Source organism: Saccharopolyspora sp. 7B, from assembly GCF_020177435.1.
Taxonomy (GTDB): Bacteria; Actinomycetota; Actinomycetes; order Mycobacteriales; family Pseudonocardiaceae; genus Saccharopolyspora_C; species Saccharopolyspora_C gregorii.
Genome location: NZ_JAIUKC010000019.1, coordinates 43651 through 64217, shown reverse-complemented (window position 1 = coordinate 64217; position 20567 = coordinate 43651). Strand labels below are relative to the sequence as shown.

Below are 20567 nucleotides of genomic sequence, written 5' to 3'. Positions count from 1 at the left end.
CGCTGGCGCGGGGAGAACGGCATCCCGAGTCAGGGGCTGGGAACCGAACGCGGACCACCCCCGCTGGCGCGGGGAGAACACTTGGCGATCGAGGGCGAACAGGGCCAACTGCGGACCACCCCCGCTGGCGCGGGGAGAACCTCAAACAACAAGTGGTGCTCGGCTACTGCTGGGGACCACCCCCGCTGGCGCGGGGAGAACGTGTTGCTGGCCTCGATCGCGCCGAACCCGTGAGGACCACCCCCGCTGGCGCGGGGAGAACATCTACGGCGGGCTCGGCATCCTGCTGCCGTTGGGACCACCCCCGCTGGCGCGGGGAGAACCGCACTAGGTAGACCTCACCCGCGATGTCCAGGGGACCACCCCCGCTGGCGCGGGGAGAACCCGCCGGGCATGTCCCTGCCGTTGCGCACCGTGGGACCACCCCCGCTGGCGCGGGGAGAACACTTGCTGAGCTGGTCCTATCTGGCGGTGTTATCCCTTTGAGACGTTCCGGGCAGGGTGCAACGCGGTGCGTGGCAGCCGACGGAAGGAAGCACGAGCAAGAGACTATCGGGTCTGTGTGTCAGCGTGGTTGTCGCGTTTGATCCGGCTGCTGGAAGCAGTGGGGTCAGGGAGGCTGGTTCTCGATCTTTGCGTTTCCAAGCTGGCGTCTGAAGCTCGAATCACCATGCCTCCGCTCGGTGAAATCGGCGGATCTGCTTCCAGCCCTTCATCGCTGCCTGGAGTCGAAGATGTCGTCTAGGAGTAGGTCCGTCGCGGGTCTGTGGTCTTCACGTACTGCTGACCACCCACGCTGGCGCGACGAGCAGGATTGTGCGCTGAGAATATCAGGGTTTCCGCCACCCTGCTGGTGCGGGGAACCGGCTCGCACTGCCGGTGATGGTCACAATGCTGCATTCAGATTAGCTGGCGCTCGCCACGTCGGGAGAGGCTCAGTGCGGTCCCACGTCTACCGCAAGGTTATCGATGGTGTGGTGTCTATGGTGACGCGCACTTCTCCCCAGTCGCCGCCGAGTCGCCAGGTGTCGCTTTCCTGCTTGAGGAAGTCGATGTTGCCGAGGTCTTCTTCTCCCGCGGCGTCGGTGTTGGCGCGGAAGTGTCGGCTGATCCAGTCGATGTTCGATGGGCGGTTGAACACGAGCAGCCCGTCGGCGTAGCAGTACTGCTCGCCTGGTTTCGGAGGGCTGTAGTCGGGGTGCTGCTCGGTCAGCACGAGTTCGAGGTTGAACGTCAGGGATTGCTCGTTCTCGTCGATTGCCAGGACGAAGCTGTCTTCGAGGTAGTACGGGGCCAGGTCCGGGGTCTCTGAGTAGTCCATGGTCACCAGTCCCATTCGATCGGTGTGTGGTTGCCGAGGCTTTTCCTGGTCACGGGGTTGCCTTGTGGATCGATCCGTTGCCCGTTCTCATCTTTGAGTTCGACGTGGGGGCTGCCGCTTCCGGGGGCGCGTCCGCTGCCTTCTTTGAGGGTCATGCGGGGCACGTCGTTCTCGTCGACGTACTTCGGGGGTCCGTTCTCGGTTTGAGTCTTGGTCCATCCCTGCGCTTCGGCGTACTTTTCGAGGTCGCTGGCGTTCGGCTTCGCCCCGTCGGTGAAGTACTCATCGACGTTCGCTTTGACGCTGGGATGGTCGCCGTCCTTGTGGCCGAGGTCGTCGAGCTTCTTGAATTTGCGGACTTTCGACAGTGCCCCGGCGACAGGGATGAAGCCGAATGCGGTGTTCCCCAGCGCGCGGCCTGGTTCCGTCTTCCACTGGTCGTAGTTGATCATTTGCTTGCCGAACTCGATCGGGTGGTCGACCGCGAACGAGCACGCGGAGGTCACTCCGACCCAGAGATCGGCGTAGTGGTCGGGGTCATCGATCAGATGGGTGGGGCTCAGTTCCCACAGGAAGCCAGCGGTGCCGCTCAGGCCGTCCCATAGGCCGAGGCCGACGTCGCCGACGAAGCCGAGTGTCGCGCCGGCCCCGTCCTGGAAGGCATCCCAGCCCGACTGCTCCGGCGCGAGGTCGCCCTCTGCGCGGATGCTGGCAGCGCTGCGATCTCCGGTTGATCCGAGCTGCTCCCTTGCGCGAGAGAGAATGTCACGAGCTGCCTGTCGTTTGGCCTCGCCGGGGTCGGAGAACGGTCCTGGGTCGACGTGGCCGGGTGCGCCTGATTCCGCGTTGGCTCGGTTCTGGCGATCAGCCTCCGTCACCGACGCCTCATAGGCTGTCTTAGCCTCGCGCGTTGCCGCTTCTCCCTCTTGCCAGACTGCGATCGCCTCGGTCGCCTGCGCCTGAGCCCATCGAAGGACTCGCGCGTATTCCTCGAGAGCAGTCGCCGTGGCGGTGAACGAATCGGCTGCGTGCAACCACCGGGTCGGCTCGTAGCTGAACTGGTCGCGGAACGTGTTGCCCGCTGTACCGGTCCATGCCTCGGTGTCGATCTTCTTCAGGCTGTCGGCGCCCTGCTCCATGGTCTGACCGCGTCCACGGATCGCGGCAACGTTGTCGTCGATCGCGTGGGGATTGCCTGGGACGAGCTGCCTCGGATCGGACGTTTCACCGAGTTCAGCCATCTGCGACCTCGGTTGCGGGGTCTTCGCCCCGGCCGATGGCGCGCATGGATTCCTCGCTGGCCGCGTCGGCTTCGACGTAGGTGTCGACGACCTTGTTGAGGACTTGCGTGATCGTGTCGCCGTCCTCGATCAGGAGCTCGACGCCGTGCTGCCACCTGTCGCAGAAGTGCTCGAAAGCTTCGTGCAGACCTGGGTGCCCGTATTGCTGCTGGTCCCCGCAGATGTCTTCGACCTCGCAGGACTGCATGTCGTGCATCGTCTGCGCGACCGCTTCGCCTGCACTGTCCAGCACTTGCAGATCAACGTCGAAGCCTTGGGTCACCGCATCCCCTTCCGTGAGACCTTGTCGCCGATCTTGCTATCAGATGGGATTTGCTCCTGGAGGTCGTTCCGGCATATCGGCAGGTTTCGGAGGAAGGGTGGCGTCGCCGAACCGTGGGCGACCGCCGTGCGGTTGGGGGAGCAGAGGGAGTCCGTGCGGGTCGTCAACGTCCACGAGCACGCCGAGAGCGCGCGGCAGCTGATCAAGAAGATCGGCGCCGGTTGTCGATAGCCAGGGCACGTCACCGGAATGGTGTGCCAGCCGAGCCAACGACGAGAAGGCGAGAACCCAGCGTCCCCTCCCCGGTAACTCCGCGGCCATCACACCGACCCGATCCTGCGGGCGGTGGACGTACAACGTCGCCCCCGCGAACGCCGCGTCGAACTCGCCAGGATCTCTTCGCCGTGCCCGCACATCGTGGGCGATCAAGACGAGATCGGGCTCAGACTGCGCATCGAGATCCATAGCGGGTGAAGGCTACCCGGGGATCGACGTTGAGGACCGCTGTATCCGAAACCTGGTCCACTTGGACGCGGCGTTCACGGACGGTGCGGCTTTCGGTCGCCTCGGAAGGCCCCACGTCCGTGCGCGTTCGTCAGCGCGTATCGAGGCAACCCATCCGGGGGTGGGATGCTTCACCTGGCGCGGTCAACGCCGCGACCGCACACGCAGAGTCGATCGGGTCGCCCGAGTTCGACCAACGCCAGGCTGGGGCCGGGGCATCAGAGATCGATAATTCGCCCGATAACCTTGGCCACAGCGCTCGCCGCCGAGCTGGAAAAATGCAGGTCAGCACAGCGTTCCCCGGGTAGGCATCCCGAAGGAGCCATGACGGCTCTGGTGCTGGCCGCGCAGGCTCCGCTCCACCGCCGTGCCGCGGCCCTCGTTCTGCTGCAGCCCCAGGCGCTGCGATTCCTGGACCTCGTGGCCATGCAACTCCACGATCAGACCAGGCGACTCGTCGAGTCCGGGGAGTTGACACCGGAGGAAGGCGAGATCGTCGACCGGGCGATCGACGTCGCCGTCATGGACCTGCGCGGCGGCCGCCCGGTCGATACCTCGGCCATGCCGGCGCCGCTCGCCGCGCTCTTCCAATCGCTTGCCGGGCCCAACCGGCGGTTCGCGCTGACCGACGACGCGATCTTCCCGCCCCACGTCGCCCGCTGGCTGCCCCCCATGCCCGTCCTGCTGACCTACGGCGCGCTGGACCCGCAGGTGCCCTACCCCACCACCGACGAGCTCACCGACGCCGTCGGTCACCGCGTGGTCCTACCCGGCGTCGGCCACCTGATGACCACCGCCGACGGAACGCTCTCCACCGTCCTGACCCGAGAGCTCAGCGCCTTGCGCTGGTGACCGGCGACGCCGGGTCACGACGTTGCGGCACACGCCGCGACGCGGCCTCGCCAGGGGAGGGGCGGCCAGCAGCGCGGTGCCAGTTTTGCAGCCGGCCCGTTTCTGCGGGCCGCCCTCCGACCCCGCGTGCGTGTTACCACCCGCCGGGCTCTTCATGAACCCTGCGGGATCGTTCGCCGCATCCCCTTCAAGGATATGCACGTCGAACCTGGTAGTGCGGCCGTACCATCGGGAATCGGTCGTAGGTCGGGGGATCCTGTGCGGACCAGCGGTGCGTGACCTCCTCGACCGGCCAGTGGCGCCGTGCGCCGCATACGGCAAGTGGCCGTCGTGCTCGCCCGCGGGATGCCGGCTGAGCGCAGCGACGCTTCGGGGCCGGGATGTCGATCGCCAGCGGCAGCGGGTCGTGCCGTCCGACGCGGGCCGCTATGCAGTACGAGCGCTCGGCCTCCAGTTGGGCGAAGCACAGCCCGCGGTCCAGGATCGGGTAGTGCGTGGCCACGACCACCCAGTCCGCGCGCACGGTGCCACCCGTCTTGACGACCTCGCAAGGGGTGCCTCGGGGTATGTCGAGCGCGCGGTGTGTTCGAACACCGCCGAACCGGTGTTGTCGAGCACCGCGCGGGCGAGTCCGCGAGGTATTCGACCGGCTGGAACTCGATCTAATCGGCCAGCCGCACTGCTCGTTGCCGGGAACGGCAGTCCGGGTGAGTCGGTGAGTTCGACGGGCAGCCCTGCTTGCCGCGCGGCATCGGCCTCGGTCTCGTCGGTCTCCGCCGACTTGGTCGCGTACGTGCACGCCGGTCGCCTCCGCAGTGCGCAGTCGGGTGAAGGCCCATCAGATCCAGGGTGCTGGCTTGCTCGGACCAGGACCGGGGACAGCTCGAGCAGCAGGTGGAGGGCCTGTCGGTCGCGGTGTGCGGCCGCGACGTGGCCGGGCAGGCCGAATGCGTCCCCGTCTCGCGCTTCGCTCGCTGAGCTCGCCGCCGCGTTCGTGGTGTGGTCCGAGACCGCGCTCCAGCTGGCTCGCGGATGCCTGCGTCGCCCGCCGAGCCGCGTTGACCACCACTCGGCGGAGGGTTTCGACCCGGCCTGACCGGGGAATCCTGTAGTTCTCGCCACACCATGAGGAGGCGTGATTCCAATCGCAGATGAGCGGCGCGGCCGGCAGGTCGCGATCCTGGCCACCGACGGTGGCGAGCAGGTCGAAGTGCCCCGGCCTCGCCAGGCGGTCGAGCAGGCGAAGCGCAGGCGATCATGCTGTCGATCGAGCCGGACGAATTCAGTTGGTGAACGCCGGCATCGACAAAGGCGTCACCTCGACCGTCGACCTCTTGGTCGCCGACGTTCCAGGGGACACTTCGAGGCCCTGACCCTGCCGGGTGGCTCGGTCAACGCGGACGGGTTGCGGATAACTCCGCCGCTGCGGGTGTCGTGCGGGACTTCGTCCGGTCGGGTAAGCGGCTCGCTGCGAGCCGGTGGGCGTGATCGCCGAACAGCCCTTGACCCGAGGTACCCCGAGCAGGCCGGTGCGCGGCGGTCAGCAGCCCGCAGCGCTCGACCCACACGGGAGGTGACGTGATGGCAACCCAGAGCGGCGCCACGGCCGATGCGCCCACGGTGACGCTAGGCCTGCTCAGCGATCCCGGACTACCCGCCGAGTTGTCCGCCGACCTCGCCGCACAGCTGCCCGACCTGCTTGAACACGAGACCGACGGCCGTGCCCAATGGCGGGTCGAGACCGCCTCGCAACAGTTGACCCTCGACGAGCACGGCACACTGCCCTCAGTCGAGATCGGCCAACACGCGATGGCCGAGCACAGGTGGGACCTGGTGATCCTGGTGACCGAGCTCCCCCGGAGGGCCGGCACCCAGCCGGTAATCTCCGACTACGGGCGCGTCACCGGCTTCGGCCTGGTCTCACTGCCCGGGTTGGGCGCGATCGGACTGCGCCGCCAGGTGCGCAAGGTGATAGTGCACCTGGTCGCCGAGCACCTGATCGACAAACCGCTCGGCGACGGCGGCACCGACGGGCAAGATCAGGGTGGGCCGCGCGCCCACCGAGCGTTGGGCCCGGGCGCCTCGGTGCAGCACATCGACTCCACCGACGAGGGCATCGACGCCCACCTGGCCCTGACCGGCACCCGGGGACGGCTCCGCCTGCTGGCCGGGATGGTGCGGGCGAACCGCCCGTGGCGGCTGGTGCCGAGCCTGTCCCCGGCCCTCGCCGGTGCCGCTGCGGGGGCGGCGTTCGGGGTGTTCTACTCCAACATCTGGCAGCTCGCTGACGCGTTCAGCGGATGGCGCCTCACGCTGGTCAACGTCCTAGCGGTCCTGGCGATGATCGCCTGGCTGATCATCGACAACAGCTTGTGGGAGCGGCCCTCGGACCGGCAACTGCGCGAAGAGGCCGCGGTCTACAACGCGGCCACCGCGCTGACGATTTCGATCGGCGTGCTGTGCATGTACGTGCTGTTGTTCGTGGCCACCCTGATCTCGGCGCTGGTGGTGATCCCACCCGACTACCTCACCGCCACCCTTCAACACCCCAGCGGTTTCAACGAGTTCGCGATCGTAGCCTGGCTGTCCACCTCGATGGGCACCATCGCCGGTGCCCTCGGCTCCGGGTTCGCCAGCGAGGACGCGGTCCGCCAGGCCGCCTACAGCAAACGCGAACAGGAACGTCGGCAGAGCCTGCGATCCCAGCACTAGGGCTCATTCTGACGTTCGGCGGCGTGGCCCGCCCGCGATGCGCACCCCAGCTGGGAGATCTTTTGCCGCAGTTTCCGCTGACCGCCGCGGCCAGGAGCAGCGGTGTCTCTCGTAGTGGTATGGATACTTCTCAGTCAAGGGAGCCGGACGAACTCCCGCGCCAGCCTGAACTCGCCGACCGCGGCCGAAGAGCCGGGCGTGCCTGAGCAGGCGTTAGACGGGGAATCCAAGCACGCGTTATTGAATTCGATTTGAAAGACGTAGCTCTTTCTGAATCAGTCGGCGAATTCCGGCATCGGGTCATTTCAAAGGGCGGCGGGCGGTATCCGCGTAGGCGGGCCACCTGTGTGAATCCGTTCGGCGCGTATCCGGGTATCAAAGAGGTTCTCCGGCGCCAATCTGTGCGTCGCCAGTGGCGTCCTGAGGATCCGTGAACGCGGTACCGAGGTTGACAGTATGGAGAAGCTGACCATGCCCACTGGTACGTGGACGGAGTCGCCGTCCGAGCCGGGGACTACCGCACCGCAGCGAACGGTGTTTCCAGCACAGTCCCGTGCCTCCCGGTGTCGTGCTCCGTGCTCGTGAGCGTGGCCACAAATCGTGTTCGTTGTGGAGCCCGAACGGATCGATGACGACCAGGGTATTTCGCCCTGGAGTTCGCCGCCGGTGTCCGACCCGTACCTGTGCCGGTGGGGTGAACCGTGCTGCGAATTTCGGCCTCGTAGGCGCACGCGAGAGCAGGCGCCGAGCCCTCAAGGTGGGATGGGGAGCGGCGCGGAACACCATCTGGCCGTGCACGTCGTGAGAGGAACGAGCTTAGGTGGAGTAGTGATGTCCGATCAGCAGCCGGGCGCGTCCGATGCGGGAGGCGCCCCATTCGCAGAGCCCCCGGACCGCCGTTCGATCGCCTCCTACACGCGCTACGCAGACGCCGAGCAAGCCGTCGACTACCTGTCCGACCAGGACTTCCCGGTGGAGCGGGTCGCCATCGTGGGGCATGACGTTCAGTTCGTCGAACAGGTCATCGGCAAGCTCAGCTACGGCAGGTCGGCCTTGCACGGAGCCGGTGGCGGCGCGCTGACCGGCGTGCTGATCGGGTGGATCTTCGGGCTCTTCAGCTGGATCCAGCCGCTGCTGGCCAGCTTCACCCTCGCGATCTACGGACTCGTCTTCGGCGCGATCGTCGGGGCCATGATCGGTCTGCTGATGTACGCGGCGCAGGGCGGCAGGCGGGATTTCTCCGCAGTGCAGATCATGCAGCCCACCCGGTACGAGGTCCTCGTCGACGCCGAGGTCGCCGGGGAGGCGAGCAGGCTGCTCCAGCAACACCAGAAACCGCAGGCGAGCGGTGCCGTCGACTGACCACCGCGCCCGCATTCGTTGGCAGGAGAACGTCATGGCCAAAGCAGTCGGTATCGATCTCGGCACCACCAACTCCGTGATCGCCGCTTGGGAGGGCGGTGAACCCTCGGTCATCCCGAACGCCGAGGGCTCGCGGACGACGCCGTCCGTCGTCGCGTTCACCGACTCCGGTGAGCGCCTCGTGGGCCAGCTGGCACGCAGGCAGGCGATCCTCAACCCGAAGGGCACGATTTACTCGGCGAAGCGCTTCATCGGTCGCCGCTTCGAGGAGGTCACCGACGAAATAGACGCGGTCGGCTTCGACGTCGTCGAGGGCGACAACGGTGTCGCGCGCTTCGAAGTCCGGGGCAAGCAGTACGCGCCGGAGGAGATCAGCGCGCAGGTCCTGCGCAAGCTCGCCGACGACGCGGGCAAGTCCCTGGGCGAGAAGGTCACCGAGGCCGTCATCACCGTGCCCGCCTACTTCAACGACGCCCAGCGCACCGCCACCAAGGACGCTGGGCGCATCGCGGGTTTGGAGGTCCTGCGGATCATCAACGAGCCGACCGCAGCTGCACTGGCCTACGGGCTGGACAAGCGTGGGCACGAGACCGTGCTGGTCTTCGACCTCGGTGGCGGTACCTTCGACGTCAGCCTCCTCGACGTGGGCGACGGCGTCGTGGAGGTCCGCTCCACCGCCGGTGATGGCCACCTCGGCGGCGACGATTTCGACCGCAGGCTCGTCGACCACCTCGCCGACGAGTTCCAGCGCGACAACGGCATCGACCTGCGCAACGACCCACAGGCGCTGCAACGGCTCTTCGAGGCTGCGGAGAAGGCCAAGGTCGAGCTCAGCTCGGTGTCGCAGACCCAGGTAAGCCTGCCGTTCATCACCGCCGACGCCGCCGGTCCCAAGCACCTGCAGTCCACGATCATGCGTTCGACATTCGAGCAGCTGACCTCCGACCTGGTCGAGCGGTGCCTGGACCCGGTCAAGCGCGCGATGGGCGATGCCAAGGTCACCGAGAACGACATCGACGAGGTCATCCTGGTCGGCGGTTCCACCCGGATCCCAGTCGTGCAGGCGCTCGTGCGCAAGCTCACCGGGGGCAAAGACCCGAACATGAGCGTGAACCCGGACGAGGTCGTCGCGCTGGGCGCAGCGGTGCAGGCCGGTGTGCTCAAGGGTGACGTCCAGGACGTCCTGCTGCTCGACGTCACACCGCTATCACTCGGGGTGGAGACCCGCGGCGGCGTCATGACCAAGCTCATCGAGCGCAACACCACGATCCCGGCACGGCGCACCGAGGTTTTCTCCACCGCTGAGGACAACCAGTCCGCGGTGGACATCGTAGTGCTGCAGGGCGAACGCGAGCGGGCCGCCGACAACCGGGTGCTCGGCCGGTTTCGGCTGGAGAACATTCGGCCGGCTCCGCGCGGCGAACCGCAGGTCGAGGTCACCTTCGACGTCGATGCCAACGGCATCCTCAGCGTCACCGCGAAGGACAAGGACACCGGCGCCCAGCAGAGCATCACCATCAGCGACAGCTCCAACCTCGACAAGGGCGAGGTGGAGCGGATGGTCTCCGAAGCCGAGCGCAACCGCGACGAGGACCAGCAGCTGCGCGCCGCCGTGGAGACCCGCAACGAACTCGATTCGGCCGCCTACCAGGTGGAGAAGCGGCTGCAGGAGCTCGGCGACGCGGCACCGGTGAACGAGCGGGCTCGGGCCGAGATGCTGGTCAACGAGGCGCGCGAGGCAGTCCGCGACGAGGCGTCGCCGGAGCGGGCCCGGCCGCTGACCGACGACCTGCGCCAGATCTACCAGGGACTGTCAACCTACGGTGCCGGTGCCGGTGCCGGTGCCGCGAGCGCGACCAGCGATGCGACGGGCGGCTCCGAAGAAGGTGGCGGCGATGACGACGTCGTGGACGCCGACTTCGAACGGACGTGAGGCCCGGCATGACAACATCACCGCACGAACACGACACCGAATCCGACGAGCAGGCACAGCAGGCCGAGCAGCCGGAGGAAGCTGAAGCGGTCAGGCCCAACGCCGCCGAGCTGGAGGACCGCCTCCGGCGCGCCTTGGCCGACTTGGACAACGCGCGCAAGCGTCACGTGCGCGAGCTGGGACTGGTGCGCGCCGAGGAGCGAGCGAAAGCCACCGCGGCGTGGCTGCCGGTGCTGGACAACCTCGAACTGGCGCTCGAGCACGCCGAGGCCGACCCCGAGTCCATCGTCGACGGCGTGCGGGCCGTCCGGGACCAGGCGGTGGACCTCCTGGCCCGGCTCGGCTACCCGCGCCAGGAGGAGGTCGGCGTCCCGTTCGACCCGAGCCGCCACGAGGTGGTCGACGTCGTGTCCGACTCCGATGCTGAACCCGGCATCGTCGTCGGCGTCCGGCGTCCCGGCTACGGCGAGCCGGATAACCAGCTGCGGCCCACCGCGGTCAGCGTCACGAGGCAGTCGGGGTGAGCGCCATGGCGCGCGACTACTACGAGGTGCTGGGGGTGTCCCGCGGCGCGAGCCAGGACGAGATCCAGCAGGCCTACCGCAAGCTGGCACGTCGCCACCACCCCGACGTGAACTCCGCCCCGGAGGCCGAGGAGCGGTTCAAGGAGATCAACGAGGCCTACGATGTGCTGTCGGATCCGGACCTCCGCAAGCGCTACGACCGCTTCGGCCCGGACTTCCGGTCCGTTCCGGAAGATTGGGAGGAACGTGTCGGCGCGGGTGCCGGCACCGGCCCTGGAGGCACCTGGCGCACCCGTGGCACTGGTGGGAGCCGGAACGTGCACTTCACCACGGGTGGGGGAGAGGTCGACTTCGAGGACCTGTTCGGCAGTATCTTCGGCGCCCGCGGCGCGGCCGGTCCCATTCCCGGGGCCGACCAGGAAGCCGAGTTGGAGCTGACCGTCGAGGAGGCCTACCGCGGCGGCACCCGCACGATCACGTTGTCCGGCCCCGAGGGAACCAGGGAGTACCGGGTGACCGTGCCGCGCGGCGCCGTCGATGGCCAGCGCATCCGGCTGGCCGGGCAGGGCGGCCGGGGCAGCGGCGATGGCCCCTCCGGTGACCTCTACCTGCGCGTCCGGATCGCCCCGCACCCCCGCTACCGATTGTCGGGTCGCGATATCCACGTCGACCTGCCAGTCACGCCCTGGGAAGCGGCGTTGGGCGCCACCGTCCCGCTCACTACGCCAGGTGGGGAGACGAAGGTGACCGTCCCGGCGGGCTCCTCCAGCGGCCGACGGCTGCGGCTGCGCGGCGAAGGCATGCCCCACCCGCGCGGCACCCCCGGCGATCTCTACGCCGAGCTGCGCGTGATGGTGCCGACGACACCGACCGCACGCGAGCGGGAGCTGTTCGAGCAGCTGGCCACCGAATCCACTTTCGACCCCCGGAGGTGATCATGAGCAATCCGTCTCGGCAACGGGGTCCAGGCGGGCCCGGCTACGCGCTCGCCCGTCCGCACCGGCTCAGCCTGGACACCACCGCAGCACAGGCCGGAATGCACCCCGACCTGGTCCGGCGGTTCGTGGCCCTGAGCCTGCTGGAAGCGTCATACGACGCCGACGGGACGCCGTGGTTCGTCGAGAGCGCGCCCCTGGTACTCGCCCGTATTCAGCGGCTGCGGGCCGGGCTCTCGCTCAACTACGCAGCGATCGGGCTGGTGCTGGACCTGCTCGACCGAATCGACCGGATGGAAACCGCACTCCGATCCCGCCCCACCGCCCGAGGCGGGACAGGAGGTGATCCACGATGGACATGAACCGGCTGACCCAGAAGTCGCAGGAGGCGCTGCAGGCGGCGCAGACCATCGCGACCGAGCACGGCCACACCGAAGTGGACGGCGAGCACTTGCTGCTGGCGCTACTCGACCAGTCCGAGGGAATCGTGCCGCGCGTGGTCGAACGGGTCGGCGCCGATCCCGGCGTCCTGCGTGACGACGTCGAGAAGGACCTCTCGCAACTGCCCAAGGTCACCGGTCCGGGCGCGCAGCCCGGGCAGGTCTACGTCAGCCAGCGGTCGTCCAGACTGCTCGACGCCGCCGAGCGGGAGTCCAGGCGGCTCAAGGACGAGTACGTTTCGGTGGAGCACCTGCTGCTGGCAATGGCCGAGGAAGGCTCGTCGAGCAGGGCGGGTCGGCGGCTGTCCGAGCACGGCATCACCCGCGAGTCGTTCCTGAACGCGCTGACCGAGATCCGAGGCAGCCAGCGGGTCACCTCAGCCACGCCGGAGAACTCCTACGAAGCTCTGGAGAAGTACGGCCGCGACCTCGTCAACGAGGCCCGCAAGGGCACCCTCGACCCGGTGATCGGCCGTGACGCCGAGATCCGGCGGGTCGTCCAGATCCTGAGCCGCAAGTCGAAGAACAATCCGGTGCTCATCGGTGATCCCGGCGTCGGGAAGACCGCGATCGTGGAGGGCCTGGCGCAGCGCATCGTGCACGGCGACGTGCCGGAAGGGCTGCGGGACAAGACCGTGTTCGCCCTCGACATGGGTGCGCTGGTGGCCGGTGCCAAGTATCGCGGTGAGTTCGAGGAACGGCTCAAGGCCGTGCTCGGCGAGGTGAAGGCCGCCGAGGGCCGCATCCTGTTGTTCGTTGACGAGCTGCACACCGTGGTCGGCGCCGGCGCCGCCGAGGGCGCGATGGACGCGGGCAACATGCTCAAACCGATGCTCGCCCGCGGCGAGCTCCACATGATCGGCGCGACCACGCTAGACGAGTACCGCAAGCGAATCGAGACCGACGCGGCACTGGAACGGCGGTTCCAGATCGTGCTGGTCGACGAACCGTCGGTCGAGGACAGCGTCTCGATCTTGCGGGGGCTGCGGGAACGCCTGGAGGTCTTTCACGGCGTCAAGATCCAGGACGGCGCGCTGGTCGCGGCGGCGACGCTGAGCCACCGCTACATCAGTGACCGGTTCCTGCCCGACAAGGCCATCGACCTCGTCGACGAGGCCTGCGCCCGGCTGCGCACCGAGATCGACTCCATGCCCGCCGAACTCGACGAGCTCACCCGCCGGGTTACGCGGCTGGAGATCGAGGAGGCCGCGCTGTCCAAGGAGACCGATCCGGCCAGCATGTCCAGGCTGGACGAGCTGCGCAAGGAACTTGCCGACCTGCGCACCGAGACCGACGCCAAGCACGCGCAATGGGAGGCCGAGCGGCGCGCGATCCGGCGCGTGCAGGAGCTGCGCCAGGATCTCGAGCAACTGCGCCGCGAGGCCGACGACGCCGAGCGCAACTACGACCTCAACCGCGCAGCCGAGCTGCGCTACGGCCGGATCACCGAGCTGGAGCGCAGGCTCGGGGCCGAGGAAGAGCAGCTTGCTTCCAAGCAGGGCGAGCACCAGCTGTTGCGGGAGGTCGTCACAGCAGAAGAGATCGCTGAGATCGTGGCTGCTTGGACGGGCATCCCCGTCGCCCGGCTCCAAGAGGGCGAGCGGGAGAAACTGCTGCGCCTCGACGAGATCTTGCGGGAGCGGGTCATCGGCCAGGACGAGGCCGTCCAGCTCGTCGCCGACGCGATCATCCGCGCTCGCTCGGGCATCCGCGCCCCCTACAGGCCCATCGGCTCGTTCGTGTTCCTCGGCCCGACCGGTGTCGGCAAGACCGAGCTGGCGAAGACGCTGGCCGCCACCTTGTTCGACACCGAGGAGAACATGGTCCGCCTGGACATGAGTGAGTACCAGGAACGGCACACCGTCAGTCGGCTCATGGGCGCCCCGCCCGGCTACGTCGGCTACGAGGAAGGGGGACAGCTCACCGAGGCGGTGCGGCGCAAGCCGTACTCGGTGGTGCTCTTCGACGAGATCGAGAAAGCGCACCCGGAGGTCTTCAACACCCTGCTGCAAGTGCTCGACGACGGCCGGATCACCGACGCCCAGGGGCGCACCGTCGACTTCCGCAACACCGTCATCATCATGACCTCCAACATCGGATCGGAGTACTTGCTCGACGGCGTCGAGGAGGGCGAGATCAAGCCCGACGCGCGGGAGCGGGTCCTGGACGACCTGCGCCGGCACTTCCGCCCCGAGTTCCTCAACCGGATCGACGACATCGTGCTCTTCCGCCCGCTATCGCTGCCCCAGATCGAGAAGATCGTGCAGCTGCAGTTCGAGGACCTGCGGGCCCGCCTCTCCGAGCGGCGCACCACGCTGCGGGTCACCGAGGAGGCCCGGCGGCTCATCGCCGAGCAGGGATTCGACCCCGTTTACGGCGCCCGCCCGCTGCGCCGCTTCATCGCCCACGAAGTGGAGACCAGGATCGGGCGGGCGTTGCTGCGCGGCGACTTCCAGGAAGGCGGCACCGTGGTCGTCTCGGCCCGGGACGGCGAGCTACGAGTGGAGTACGAGGCTGACGCCCTGCACGCGCAAGCCGCCTGAAACCCGCCTGACGAGAACCGGGGAGTCCACTCCGGACCTCCCCGGTTCTCTCGGCCGAACTCCTAGAGCAGGAGGTGGAACAGCTCGAACGCCCGCTCCCACTCCTCGGTCGCCGGGTTCTTCACCGCCGGGTCGACGATCTTGAAGGAGCGGGCGAGCGCCACGCTGATCCCGCCTGCGACCAGCGGCAGTCGCTCCAGCACCTCCTCGCCCAGCTCCACCTCCAGTACCGGCCGGGCGGTGATGTGCTCGAGGAGGGGCTTGACCTCGATCTCCTCCTCCACCTTCTGGAAGGCGTGAACGCACTCCTGCAGACCCTTGGTCACCGGGAGGTCAGCCACGCTCATCACGTCACGACCGTTGGCCTTGGCCGCGTTGCGGCCGATGATGCACAGGTCGTAGATCTTGTCGTTGACGAAGTCGTTGTAGCGCTTGAGGTCGTTCTTGTCGACGTCCAGCCCGGCCGTCGAGCGGAAGAACCGCTGGAACTTGCTCACACCCATGACCGCCATGTCCATCACCTCTCTTCTGGAACGCACGAACAGATCACCGGCTCACACCGAGGCCGGAAACGAGCACGGACCATCCGCGCGTCCCGCGACAGGGCTGCGACGGTCTCGGTGACTCTTTCGGGGTGGTATCCCGCCACCTGACACCTCCGTGCGGGCCTTCCTCTCGGATACCAGGGCCAGGTCGCGGTGGTGGCCTACCAGTCTGCGATGACCACGTTGGCACCCCGGCCCGACGTTCGGTCGAGCATCTCCTCCACGCGCTGGCCACCGGCGTGGTCGTTCTCCGGCCCCGGACCACCCGAGCCCCAGTCCGACACGTCGCTGACCTCGACCTCGGCCGGAGCGCGCGCCAGCACACCTTGGATTCCGAGCAGACCTACCGCGTCCCCGCTGAGCACCGCCAGAGCCGCACTTCGGCCGCGGGTGCAGCAGGTCACCGGGTCGGGTTGGCCGCCCCCGGGCCCGATGTCGAGGACCCGGCCCGCGGTTCCGTGGCCGAGCGCGTGCGGCGACGGCGCATCGGTCAGTCCGATCCACCGGTCGACGATCAGATCTGTAGCGTCCACCTCGACAAGGACGTTTAACGGGTGCGCCACGGCAGGGCCAGGTGCGTCTTCGACCTCTGGCTGCGCACCGCTGCGCCGCAGGCGAACCGCCTTCATTCTGCTACCTCCCGGCAAGGTCGGCAAAGCACGCCTACCGCTCCGGCGGTGCCGCAGGCCATCCTCGCGCCTGCTGTTCCGGAGCGGCTTCGGCTTGGGGCGGTGAATTCCCGGCCGCTTCTCAACCCGCCAGGGCGATGTGGTCGGTCAGGAGTGCTGGAGCATGAGTTCCTCCAGGTCGATTTCGTGCAGGATCGGGCGCAGGATTTCGTCGTCCAGCCGGTGTTCGTCGCGTATCTGGACCAGTGCCGCCCGCTCAGCGGCGAGCATCTCCGCGCGCAGCCGCCAGTAGACCGCGGACGGACTGTCGCCGAGTTCGTCCGCGCTCCGCCCCAGCCGCTCCCACGCCTGGTGGCGCTGCGCCTGCGGGCGGTACGGCGCAGGTCCTCGGCGATCTCCTCGGGCGGCTGGGTCTCGGCCAGTAGCACCTCCAGCCGTTCGAGGCCCACCCGCGCTGCCTCGCGCAGGGCTTGCGCCTGCACCAGTGCGTCCCCCTCAGGTTCATCCCCGGTGGCCCGCAGCCGACGGATGAGCCAGGGGAGGGTCAGGCCGTGCAGCAGGAGCGTTGCCAGGGTGACGAAGAAGGCCAGGAACATCAGCTCTGCCCGGAACGGGAACGGTGCCCCCGCGACCGTGACGGCCGGGATCGCGAACGCGGCGGTCAGCGAGACGACGCCCCGCATGCCGGACCAGGACACGATGACCGCGTACTGCGACGGCATGGGGTCGTGCCCGCCGAACAGCCGCTCGGGGACGTACATGACCCCGAAGACCCACGCCGCCCGGGCCAGCACGGCCACGGCAGTCAACACGATACCGGCGACGACCAATCGTTCGAGGTCCTGTGAGACCCCGTCCACCACGGTGCGCAGCTGCAGCCCGATGAGCGCGAACACGACCGCTTCCAGCAGCGTGGTCACGGCTCGCCACACCGCTTGGTCCTGCACGCGGGTGGCTGCACTGCCCTGGTGCGAGCGGTGGCTGAGGAACAGCCCCGCGACCACCACCGCCAAGACTCCCGAAGCGTGCGCCTGCTCGGCCACCAGGTAGGTCGCGTACGGCACGAGTAGTCCGACGGCACTTTCCAGCGTCCCGTCCTCGAGAATCAGGCGCGCGGTGCACGACCCAGCCAGCGACGGCACCGATCGCCAGCCCGCCCGCGGCCCCCAGCACGAACACGCCGACACCTTCCAACAGCGAGGAACCGGTCCCCACGGCGGCTGCCACGGCTACCCGGTAGGCGGTGAGCGCGGTGGCGTCGTTGACCAGGCTCTCCCCGTTGAGGACCGTCATGATCCGACGCGGCAGGCCCAGCCTGCGGCCGATCGCCGTGGCGGCGACCGCGTCCGGTGGCGCCACCACCGCGCCGAGCACGAACGCGGCGCTGAGCGGGATCCCCGGCACCGCCCACCACGCCACCGCACCGACGACGGCCGTCGCGAACAGCACGAGTCCGACCGCTAGCAGCGCGATCGGGCGCAGGTGGGCGCGGATGCCGACGTAGGAGCTGCTCAGCGCGGCCGAGTACAGCAGGGGCGGTAGGACCAACACCAGCATCACATCGGGGTCCAGCCGGTAGTCCGGCAGTCCCGGGACGAACGACGCCACCAGCCCGGCCAGGACCAGGGCCATCGGCTCGGAAAGTCTGAACCGCCGGGCCAGGGCAGTGATGCTCAGCGCCCCGATCGCCAGCGCTATCAGCTCGGGCAGCTCGGGCATGATGACCTCCACGGGAGTCCGGGGCGCGAGGACCGCTCAGCGCTCGAACCTGGCGTAGGCCGCCCGCACGCTCTGCTCGGCAAAGGCGCGGTCCTGTCAGCTGCGCACCTCGGCGCACTTGCCCGGCTCGATGGCCTTGTACACCGCGAAGAAGCGCCCGATCTCAGCCACCGAGCGCCAGGGCCGGTCGGGCACGTCGGCGATGTGTTCCTGGCGGGTACGCACAACAGCTTCGCGTGTGCCCCGTTCTGGTCGCGTATCCGGAAAACGCCCACCACGGGTCCCGCGACTTGGCCGTTCGGGAGGTGTTACTGGTGACGAGTACGAGCGGGTCCAGCGGTTCGCCGTCCTCGGCACAGGTGTGGGGGACGAAACCGTAGTCCGCAGGGTACTGCGTGGCGGTGAGCAACGTGCTGCCCAGCCGGATCCGGCAACGCTCGTGATTCATTCGTACTTGTTCCGGGACCGGCGTCTCCACCACGACGTCGGGATCCATACCGCACCTCCGAACGCGATCGCCGCACTCGCGGAATCCTCCGCCTGTCAGAGGAGGACATCCGCGGCGGGCCCGCAAGCCACCGGGACCTCGACCAGCCAGGGGTGGAGGTCCCCCGCGACGCCGTCGATCAGTCGGAAGCTGATGGAAGCCTTGTCGATCGCAACGCCGGTGGGCAGTGGAGAGCTCGTCCACGTAGGCGCCGGGAAGGGGGCGTAGTCGCCCGCCGCTGACCTCGGCCGGGCGTAGGTCTTTCTGCGGAGCCTTCCACCAGTTCGTTGACACGGGTGGGTCGATCCAACTCGTGACGTCGGTGCCTGCGGGCCCGCCGTGCGGTGTGCGTTGTACTTGATCTCGCCGCGCGGCGGTGGGTTGAGCGACGGGGTGATGACCACTTCGTCGGCCTGCCCACCCCCGGCGGCCTTCGTTGCGGGTCACCACGGCTCGCGATCGTGCGAAGATCGGCGTGTAGCCGCCTGTTCGGTCGGCCTGCCCTCGGAAGTGACCGAATCGCATGACCGGTCATCAGCGGTCTTTTGGGTCGCATCTGGATGTCCTGACGTCCCCCGTTCAGATTCCGCACGCGGGCGGCACCTGACGGTCGCCGCGGATTCGCTCCGGTTCGATGAGGCCACGTTCCCGCGAGCGCAGGGGCGGGCGCGTCCGCTCCCGTGGCCGAAAGTTCGGTGCGATCGAACCTGGCGATGCGATCGACCGCGCGTGCCAAGCGAATCTTCCGATTCCGCCGTACCGTTGACGGCGCAGAGCATGTCGCTAGGGGAATTCGTATGAAGATCTCGCACACCTCCCCGAAGCCGCACACTGGCCAACAAGAGGCAGTGCTCAGCTCCGAGCTCCACCGGATGTTGGAACGGTCGAGGGCGATGTTCGAGAGCCGGGATGAGAAGGGCATTCTTCGCTTAGCCATGTCGTCGGTTCCCGAGCTGGGCGCCTTCCATGCGTCCGCCGCGTTCCTGTTGAGTTCCGGGGAGCTGGTGGCCGTTCCGTCTGCCGGGCACGAGGCTTCGAGCGTCCTCGCCGACCAGCTCGCGGCGCTGCGGGGTGAGGACGGCCCGGTCCTGGGGTCGGAGGCGAACTGGGCCTGGGCCTTCGGCCTGCGGAGCCCGGACGGGCTCACCGGCTACCTCGTGCTCACCGGTGAGCACGAGCCGGCGCCCTCCGAGCTGTCCCTGTTCCACGTCCTCGCCCAGCACACGGCTGCGGCCCTGGCCAACGCGTCGTTCCTGTACGAGCGAGACCACGCCCGGCAGCTGAGCCGGCTCAGCGAGGACCTGGCGACGATGAACCAGCATCTCAAGACCACGGTCGACGACTTGCAGCGTCGCGCGACCATCCACGAGACCTTCACCCGGATCACGGCCACCAATGGCGATACGGCCGACATCGCCGCCGCCCTGCACACGCTCACCGGCAGGCCGGTCGCGATCGAGGACCGGTTCGGCAACCTGCTGTCGTGGGCGGGCCCGGCCGAGTCGCACCCCTACTCCGCGCCCTATGGGCGGCGGGAGGAGACGCTGCGGCAGGCGTCGGCCCGCAACGGGGTGGCCCGCAACCGGGACCGGTTGGTCATCCTCGCCCAGCCCCGGCACGAGATCCTCGGGGTGATCGCGCTGATCGATCCGGAGCCGACCGTTGACCCGCACGTCGCCTATGCGATGGAGCATGCAGCGATGGCGCTCGCCCTGGTGCTCACCCACGCCCGCAACCTCGCCGAAACCGAGCTTCGGCTGCGCCGGGACCTCGTCGAGGATCTTGTTGCCGGCGTCGAGGACGACAGCGTGTTCGCCCGTTCCGAGGCGGTCGGCCACAACCTCCACGGGCCGCACTACGCGCTCGCGGTCCAGTGGCGTGACGCGAGCGCCGATGACGTGGTCGCCTCGGCCGTTCAGCGCGCCGCGAAAAAGCTCGGTATGTCGGGCCTGGTGTCCCGGCGTTCGGGCGCCGTGGTCCTGTTCAACAGCGGCCGCCCAGACGGCAAGGGCTTCTACCACGCGCTCGCGGGTGAGCTGGGCGATGAGTGCGGGGCGATCGGGGTGGGTGGTCGCTGTGACGCCCCGGCCGAATTCGCCAGGTCGTACCGGGAGGCGTTGCGTGCCTTGCGGATCCGCCAGGAGTCGCGGGAGCGTTGCGGCACCACCTTCTTCGACGAGATCGGCCTCTACCGCATCCTCGGCCAGGGGGAGGGCGGAGCGAACGTCGAGACGTTCGTGCGAGAGTGGATCGGTCGGCTCCTCGACTACGACCGCACCCATCGTGCCGACCTGGTGAACACGCTGTCGCACTACCTGGATCGCGGGGGGAACTACAACGCCACCGCCATGGCGCTGGTGATCCACCGGAGCACGCTGCGCTACCGGCTCCGGCGGATCCGGGAGATCTCCGGCATCGACCTGAGCGACGTCGACAACCGCCTCAACATGCACGTGGCGACCCGCGCCTGGCGGGTTCTAGACACCCCGTCCTGAGCC

Annotated in this window: 19 protein-coding genes, 1 pseudogene and 1 CRISPR repeat array; of the genes and pseudogenes, 10 read left to right on the top strand and 10 right to left on the bottom strand. The window is 68.3% G+C overall.

What is annotated here, in order from left to right:
- Positions 1-51 precede the first annotated feature (51 nt).
- A CRISPR array of direct repeats spans positions 52-445; the repeat unit is 28 nt; unit sequence GGACCACCCCCGCTGGCGCGGGGAGAAC.
- Between the two features lie 507 nt (positions 446-952).
- Genes LCD33_RS04345 through LCD33_RS04330 form a run of 4 tightly spaced genes read right to left on the bottom strand, consistent with a single transcriptional unit; the run spans position 953 to position 3349 of the window.
- Complete coding sequence (locus LCD33_RS04345; RefSeq protein ID WP_224967559.1) at positions 953-1327, bottom strand: hypothetical protein; 375 nt, start codon at positions 1325-1327, stop codon at positions 953-955.
- Positions 1324-2562 (bottom strand): putative T7SS-secreted protein, encoded by a 1239-nt coding sequence (locus tag LCD33_RS04340; RefSeq protein WP_224967557.1) that lies wholly within the window; start codon positions 2560-2562, stop codon positions 1324-1326. Before LCD33_RS04340 ends, LCD33_RS04345 begins: the two co-directional genes overlap by 4 nt.
- Positions 2555-2884 carry a hypothetical protein gene (locus tag LCD33_RS04335; protein WP_224967555.1) on the bottom strand — a complete coding sequence of 110 codons (330 nt, stop codon included), beginning with the start codon at positions 2882-2884 and terminating at the stop codon, positions 2555-2557. The genes LCD33_RS04340 and LCD33_RS04335 overlap by 8 nt, the downstream gene beginning before the upstream one ends.
- A gap of 39 nt (positions 2885-2923) precedes the next feature.
- On the bottom strand, positions 2924-3349 hold the full coding sequence (locus LCD33_RS04330) for an SseB family protein (RefSeq protein WP_224977540.1): 426 nt from the start codon (positions 3347-3349) through the stop codon (positions 2924-2926).
- Between the two features lie 363 nt (positions 3350-3712).
- Between LCD33_RS04330 and LCD33_RS04325 the strand changes: the two genes are divergently transcribed.
- The 9 genes from LCD33_RS04325 to clpB all read left to right on the top strand — a co-directional run bounded on the left by LCD33_RS04325 (position 3713) and on the right by clpB (position 14689).
- Complete coding sequence (locus tag LCD33_RS04325) at positions 3713-4240, top strand: hypothetical protein (RefSeq protein WP_224977539.1); 528 nt, start codon at positions 3713-3715, stop codon at positions 4238-4240.
- Positions 4241-5089: 849 nt separating this feature from the next.
- The gene (locus tag LCD33_RS28770; RefSeq protein ID WP_255617045.1) at positions 5090-5218 is read left to right on the top strand and encodes a hypothetical protein; all 129 of its coding nucleotides are present in this window, start codon (positions 5090-5092) and stop codon (positions 5216-5218) included.
- Between the two features lie 603 nt (positions 5219-5821).
- Positions 5822-6952 carry a hypothetical protein gene (locus tag LCD33_RS04320; protein ID WP_224957895.1) on the top strand — a complete coding sequence of 377 codons (1131 nt, stop codon included), beginning with the start codon at positions 5822-5824 and terminating at the stop codon, positions 6950-6952.
- Between the two features lie 831 nt (positions 6953-7783).
- Entirely contained in the window at positions 7784-8314 is a 531-nt protein-coding gene (locus LCD33_RS04315; protein WP_224957893.1) for a general stress protein, read from the top strand.
- A 34-nt stretch (positions 8315-8348) separates the two neighbouring features.
- Entirely contained in the window at positions 8349-10247 is a 1899-nt protein-coding gene (dnaK, locus tag LCD33_RS04310; RefSeq protein WP_224977538.1) for a molecular chaperone DnaK, read from the top strand.
- Between the two features lie 8 nt (positions 10248-10255).
- Complete coding sequence (locus tag LCD33_RS04305) at positions 10256-10771, top strand: nucleotide exchange factor GrpE (RefSeq protein ID WP_224957890.1); 516 nt, start codon at positions 10256-10258, stop codon at positions 10769-10771.
- A 5-nt stretch (positions 10772-10776) separates the two neighbouring features.
- Complete coding sequence (locus LCD33_RS04300) at positions 10777-11706, top strand: DnaJ C-terminal domain-containing protein (protein ID WP_224957887.1); 930 nt, start codon at positions 10777-10779, stop codon at positions 11704-11706.
- Between the two features lie 2 nt (positions 11707-11708).
- The gene (locus tag LCD33_RS04295; RefSeq protein ID WP_224957885.1) at positions 11709-12068 is read left to right on the top strand and encodes a chaperone modulator CbpM; all 360 of its coding nucleotides are present in this window, start codon (positions 11709-11711) and stop codon (positions 12066-12068) included.
- Positions 12059-14689 (top strand): ATP-dependent chaperone ClpB, encoded by a 2631-nt coding sequence (gene clpB, locus LCD33_RS04290; RefSeq protein ID WP_224957883.1) that lies wholly within the window; start codon positions 12059-12061, stop codon positions 14687-14689. Before LCD33_RS04295 ends, clpB begins: the two co-directional genes overlap by 10 nt.
- Positions 14690-14751: 62 nt before the next feature.
- Here clpB and LCD33_RS04285 read toward each other — a convergent pair whose 3' ends face one another.
- From LCD33_RS04285 to LCD33_RS29565, 6 genes and pseudogenes are all read right to left on the bottom strand, one after another.
- Positions 14752-15201: a DUF1931 family protein gene (locus LCD33_RS04285; protein ID WP_224967551.1), complete on the bottom strand. Its 450-nt coding sequence runs from the start codon at positions 15199-15201 to the stop codon at positions 14752-14754.
- A gap of 194 nt (positions 15202-15395) precedes the next feature.
- The gene (locus LCD33_RS04280; RefSeq protein ID WP_224967549.1) at positions 15396-15767 is read right to left on the bottom strand and encodes a hypothetical protein; all 372 of its coding nucleotides are present in this window, start codon (positions 15765-15767) and stop codon (positions 15396-15398) included.
- Between the two features lie 92 nt (positions 15768-15859).
- On the bottom strand, positions 15860-17005 hold the full coding sequence (locus LCD33_RS04275; protein WP_308011221.1) for a cation:proton antiporter: 1146 nt from the start codon (positions 17003-17005) through the stop codon (positions 15860-15862).
- A 31-nt stretch (positions 17006-17036) separates the two neighbouring features.
- Positions 17037-17495 (bottom strand): annotated as a pseudogene (locus LCD33_RS28765) (cation:proton antiporter); the annotation flags it as partial.
- A 183-nt stretch (positions 17496-17678) separates the two neighbouring features.
- Positions 17679-17807 (bottom strand): hypothetical protein, encoded by a 129-nt coding sequence (locus LCD33_RS28760; protein WP_255615272.1) that lies wholly within the window; start codon positions 17805-17807, stop codon positions 17679-17681.
- Positions 17746-18078 carry an inorganic diphosphatase gene (locus tag LCD33_RS29565; RefSeq protein WP_224957877.1) on the bottom strand — a complete coding sequence of 111 codons (333 nt, stop codon included), beginning with the start codon at positions 18076-18078 and terminating at the stop codon, positions 17746-17748. Before LCD33_RS29565 ends, LCD33_RS28760 begins: the two co-directional genes overlap by 62 nt.
- Positions 18079-18962: 884 nt before the next feature.
- Between LCD33_RS29565 and LCD33_RS04265 the strand changes: the two genes are divergently transcribed.
- Positions 18963-20564, top strand: coding sequence for a CdaR family transcriptional regulator (locus LCD33_RS04265; RefSeq protein ID WP_224977537.1), 1602 nt, complete (start codon positions 18963-18965; stop codon positions 20562-20564).
- Positions 20565-20567: the final 3 nt, after the last annotated feature.